This is a genomic window from Bacillus sp. NPDC060175, assembly GCF_042728695.1.
In the GTDB taxonomy this organism is placed as follows: Bacteria; Bacillota; Bacilli; order Bacillales; family Bacillaceae_G; genus Bacillus_A.
On the sequence record NZ_JBHWYR010000153.1, the window covers coordinates 1 to 5,268 of the forward strand.

The window sequence follows — 5,268 nt, forward strand, 5'->3', positions numbered from 1 at the left end:
TTTGTTATTTATGTTCAGTTAAGTATAATTTAGAAAAGAAAAACACCTATTTTTTAATAGGTGTTTTTCTTGCAAATTGGCTTATAAATTAAGGGGAAGATTTTTCTTTTAATTAAAATTTATTAATCTTCTCTATGATCATGTTCATGTTCGTCATGTTCTTTACAATGTCTGCGACGTTTACAACAGAAACGATCACAATCAGGTGAATTTATAGAGACTACGTTAATTTTGTTAATTGCAATACGTGCTAATCCTGGGAAACAATCAAAGTCAGATAAAATGATTACGTTGTTTCCTTGAAAACCTTGGAATGTTGCACTTGTAGGTGGTTGACGATCATATTGAATAACAATACAAGTACCAGGAGTTAATGTGTGTAAGAATTGTAATAGCTCTGGATTGTTATTCTGTTTTTTTCTATTGTCTTCTCTTTCTTCTTTTCTGTGATGATCTCTCCGATCATCACATCTATCGAAATCACAACCTCCACAAAAACCAAAACCCATAAAAATTACCCCCTTTCGTTCGTTAGTACATCTTATGCTCGTCTAGAAAGGATGGTGTGAGTATAGGAGTCTAGTTAAGTGTGGATTTTTTATGTAAATATGAAAGTGGTTTAATAATATTGTTTTTGGTTCTGGTGCAAAAAATCTATAAAACTTGGACATACTGATACTATTACTCTAAAAAGGTATGTAATTGGTATGGAACGAATTGAAGTGGCTGAAGAATTAATTGAGAATATGCGGGAGTGTTTTTTGAGCGGAACATCCTCAATGTGTGAAGCTAATGATTTTAATATCGTATCTTAGCTGATAGAAGAAGTGACGCGTAAATCCGAGTGAAAACTTCATTTGACACAACAAAGTAGCCAGCTGGATAAGCTAACCACTTGTTGTACAAAAGAAAATTAGGCCCTACAAGTTAGGTTGTGTAACTTTAAAGTCACAGTTATAGTATAAACCGGATCGGAAATGTTATTCGGAAGGGAATATAACAAAAATATCATTTTGTAGAGATTATTTACACATAAAAAGAGCGCTTATATAGCGCTCTTTAAAAGGTAGGCTTCAGATTACACCTGCCTATATGTAATCTGCAGGCATGTGTAGCATATGTAAACTTGAATTGAATTGTGCAAATAAATTAACAATACAGGAGCAGAGTAAAAGTGTTTATGAACGGTGGGACAGAGTACAAATTTAACGCATTCCCCGAAAGAATTCTCCTTCCTCAAGCGTGTGAAGGGCGTAGCCCAACGATAGGTGGGAGATGAATTTCGGTTTGGTGTAGACAAAAGGCTTTGCTTTTTATTTTGCCTCTGATAAAATCAGTCTTATAAAGAATAAAGGTTGGTATACGAATGAAATTAGATAGCAATAATCATTCAGTGTTCTTGTTGTATTATCATCTTGTGTTGGTCGTAAAATACAGAAGAAATGTGTTCGATGATGATATATCAGACTATGCAAAAGACATGTTTGTCAGGTTATCCGAGAATTACAACATAACACTGATAGAGTGGAATCATGATGTAGACCATGTTCATATTTTGTTCAAGGCACATCCGAATACAGAAATGACAAAATTTATTAATGCTTATAAAAGTGCAAGTTCTCGACTAATCAAGAGAGACTTTCCACAAGTGAAAAAGAAACTTTGGAAAGAGATGTTTTGGTCAAGAAGTTTTTGCTTACTAACTACTGGTGGTTCGCCAATAGACGTAGTAAAGAAATATATTGGAAATCAAGGTGAAAAGTGAGGTGAAATGATATGACAAAGCATAATAAAGCATATAAATTCCGTTTGTATCCAACAGAAGAACAAGCATATCTTATGCGTAAAACCTTCGGGTGTGTACGTTTCGTGTATAATAAAATGTTAGCTGAACGAAAAGAAGCATACGAAAAATACAAAGATGATAAGGAACAACTAAAGAAACAAAAGCCTCCAACTCCCGCGAAATATAAAGCAGAATTTGAGTGGTTAAAAGAAGTTGATTCATTAGCTTTGGCAAATGCTCAACTAAACTTGCAAACTGCCTATAAGAATTTCTTTAGTGGTCAAAATGACTTCCCAACATTCAAAAGTAAAAAAGACAGAAAGTCTTATACAACGAATGTAGTAAACGGAAATATTATGTTACTTAATGGTCATATCAAATTGCCAAAACTGAAAATGGTACGTATCAAACAACATAGAGAAATACCACAAGATTATATGATCAAGTCATGTACGATTTCTATGACACCTACTGGTAAATACTATGTGTCCATCTTGACTGAATACGAAAAAGAGATTGTACAAAAAGAAGTAGAAACAGTTGTTGGGTTAGATTTTGCGATGGATGGATTATACGTTAGTTCTGAGGATGAGAAAGCCAATTATCCTAAGTTCTATCGTGAAATGTTAGACCGATTAGCAAAGGCACAACGAGTATTATCAAGGCGCAATAAAGGTTCTGAGCGTTGGAATAAACAACGTATTCGTATAGCTAAGTTACATGAGAAAGTAGCTAACCAACGTAAGAATTTCCTTCATCATGAGTCCAAAAAGTTAGCTGCTAATTTTGATGTTGTAGCTATTGAAGACCTAAACATGAAAGGAATGTCGCAAGCACTTCATTTTGGAAAAAGTGTCGCTGATAATGGGTGGGGTATGTTCACTTCTTTCTTAGCTTATAAACTAAACGAACAAGGAAAACAATTTGTGAAAATAGACAAATGGTTTCCTTCCACAAAAACATGTAGCAGCTGTGGAAATGTGAAAAATATGACATTGTCTGAACGAGTCTATTCTTGTATATGCGGTGTAAATCTCGATAGAGATTATAACTCAGCTATCAATATCAAAAATGAAGCAATACGCCTATTAGCGTTAGCATAAATAGTAATAAAATAACCTTTGGAACAAGGGAGTTAGCTCGGCTGTCTTAGGACGAATTCGTTAGCTATCAAAAGTAATGATTAACCGAGAAGCCCCAACTTCAAACAGTCCGTTAGGACGTTAAGTGGCGGGTAGTTCACATATATGGGAAATAATTAAAAACAAGTTGGCTCGTATCAATGATGTAATGATTAGGTCTACTAATATTTCTTCGCTAAAATTTATATCAACGCATACATCACCAATTAAATTTTATATCTTGTTCGTATAAAAAATTGTCTATAACAGGTTCTTATTCTTTGTTATATTGAAACTACACAATCAACGTATTTAAAACCTTTTTAGGCATAACAAGAATTAATGGTCATACAATGATATAGAAAGATGTATCCAACATATAAATTATCTCTGGCACTCTGAAAAGACACCTCATTAAGGTGTCTTTTTACTTTTCACCTTTCAAGAAGAATAAGCATACTAAAGTATAGGACGAGCTTAACCGCTCCTATTCCATTGGCACAACAAAGCAGCTAGCTTGATTAGCTAACCATTTGTTGTACAAAAGAAAATTAGGCCCTACAGGTTAGGTTGTGTAGCTTTAAAGTCACAGTTATAGTATAGACTGGATTGGAAATGTTATTTGGAAGAGAATATAATAAAAAATTCATTTTGTAGAGCTTATTTACACATGAAAAAAAGCGCTTATATAGCGCTTTTTGAAAAGTAGGTTTCAAGTCACACTCCCAAATGTGATTTGAATACATGTGCATAAGTAGCATATGTAAATTTGAATTGAATTGTGCAAAAAATTAACAATACAGGAGTGGAGTAAAAGTGTTTATGAACGGTGGGAAAGATTATAAATTTAAAATAAATTCCGAACGATTAAGGGTTCTTATTTTAATAGATGGAAAATAATTGAAAAATAAGCTAGTTCGTATCAATGATATAATGGTCCCCCTTACTAATATTTCTTCGCTAAAATCAATACCAACGCATACACCACCAATTAAATTTATATTTCGTTCATATAAAAAAGCATCCATAACGGGTGCTTTTTCTTTGTTGTATATAAATTATACAATTAATCTTAATATGAACGAAATTAGAATTCATCTTCCTTAATTAGATTGCCAGCATCGTTATCTTTCGTTAATCTTTGTTTTAGGTAGTTTTCTTTTGTTGTCCGGTCATTTTTATGACCTACTGCGGCCGCTATTACATGAGGTGCTAGTCCTTTGTAGTCGTATAAGTACTGCACATAAAAATGTCTAAAAAAGTGGGGAGTGATTCGTATATTCTCCGTAAAGGGTAACTTTGTATCCTTAATGATTTTAGAAATATATTGTGATAAATAATTTTCTTTATAAGCAGTATGATTCTTTGTTTGAAATATAGTCTCACCATTTTTATTTCCAATGTCCACAGGTAATCGTCTCCGGATTCGAAACGCAACAATCCGATTGAAAATCTCCTTATTAATAGAAACAATCCGTTCATTATCTCCCTTTGTATCAACTATTAAATAGTAACGTCCACGTATAGCGTCATACTCAAGATCTTCCCACTTTGCATGGGCCACTTCTGCAACACGTAATCCCGTAGTAGCTAGGACCGATAATAAAGCGTAATTAATTTCATTATCCTTATAGTAATGAAGCAACTGCTTCACTTCCTCATATGATAATTCGCGTTTTGGTTTATGGTGTTTATTAACGGTCGTGCTTAGAATTTCCACATGAAGAGGTTCCTGGATATATTGAATTTCATATAGCCATTTCAAATACGAACGGATTACACCAAGTTTCCGACTAATTGTAGATATTTTGTATTTTTCTTTTGATTGATAGGAGATTGCATCCTGGGATAACCATTTTTGATAGTTACGTATATGTCGCTTTCTTAAGTTCCTCCAAACTTGGCCGACTACATAATCTTTAACATCTTGCTGCAGAAATTCTGTACTTTGTTTGATGAAAAAATAGAACTGGCTTAAGTCACGTGCATATAGAGTCCTGGATGCATCCTTTATACGTTTTTCTTGGTCAAAATGTGTTTGCCGATTTAAATAGTAATACAATATTTCTTCATCTGAAAATCCCTCATATGTATAGGAATCTTCTCTTTCGTTATTTCCCTTTTTAAATTCAGCTTCATTTATATAATCTTGATTCCATATCGCAATTATGTTTGAGAAATTTTGTTTTTGTTTCTCTATATTTTCTAAATAAGTTTCACTATGAATTGTATTTAATTTAAATTTCATTGTTAATCAACTCCATATTAATTCCCTTTATATCTAATATTATAACTGAATTACATTAAAAGTTACTTACATAGTAAGATTAAATTTTATAAAAATGAAACTAACGAATAACC

Annotated in this window: 4 protein-coding genes; 2 read left to right on the forward strand and 2 right to left on the reverse strand. The window is 32.9% G+C overall.

The features are described 5' to 3' along the window. Positions 1 to 122: 122 nt before the first annotated feature. Entirely contained in the window at positions 123 to 509 is a 387-nt protein-coding gene (locus tag ACFWDE_RS29810) for a hypothetical protein (protein ID WP_377896302.1), read from the reverse strand. A gap of 857 nt (positions 510 to 1,366) precedes the next feature. Between ACFWDE_RS29810 and tnpA the strand changes: the two genes are divergently transcribed. Next, positions 1,367 to 1,765: an IS200/IS605 family transposase gene (gene tnpA / locus ACFWDE_RS29815; protein ID WP_377896303.1), complete on the forward strand. Its 399-nt coding sequence runs from the start codon at positions 1,367 to 1,369 to the stop codon at positions 1,763 to 1,765. Between the two features lie 11 nt (positions 1,766 to 1,776). Beyond that, the gene (locus ACFWDE_RS29820) at positions 1,777 to 2,889 is read left to right on the forward strand and encodes an RNA-guided endonuclease TnpB family protein (RefSeq protein ID WP_377896304.1); all 1,113 of its coding nucleotides are present in this window, start codon (positions 1,777 to 1,779) and stop codon (positions 2,887 to 2,889) included. Between the two features lie 1,105 nt (positions 2,890 to 3,994). Here the strand turns inward: ACFWDE_RS29820 and ACFWDE_RS29825 are convergent. Next, on the reverse strand, positions 3,995 to 5,155 hold the full coding sequence (locus ACFWDE_RS29825) for a tyrosine-type recombinase/integrase (protein WP_377896305.1): 1,161 nt from the start codon (positions 5,153 to 5,155) through the stop codon (positions 3,995 to 3,997). Positions 5,156 to 5,268 lie beyond the last annotated feature (113 nt).

Excerpts from the sequence above, each read along its gene's own strand:
- ACFWDE_RS29810 (WP_377896302.1), bottom strand. The coding sequence starts at position 509 with ATGGGTTTTGGTTTTTGTGGAGGTTGTGATTTCGATAGATGTGATGAT.
- tnpA (WP_377896303.1), top strand. The coding sequence starts at position 1,367 with ATGAAATTAGATAGCAATAATCATTCAGTGTTCTTGTTGTATTATCAT.
- ACFWDE_RS29820 (WP_377896304.1), top strand. The coding sequence starts at position 1,777 with ATGACAAAGCATAATAAAGCATATAAATTCCGTTTGTATCCAACAGAA.
- ACFWDE_RS29825 (WP_377896305.1), bottom strand. The coding sequence starts at position 5,155 with ATGAAATTTAAATTAAATACAATTCATAGTGAAACTTATTTAGAAAAT.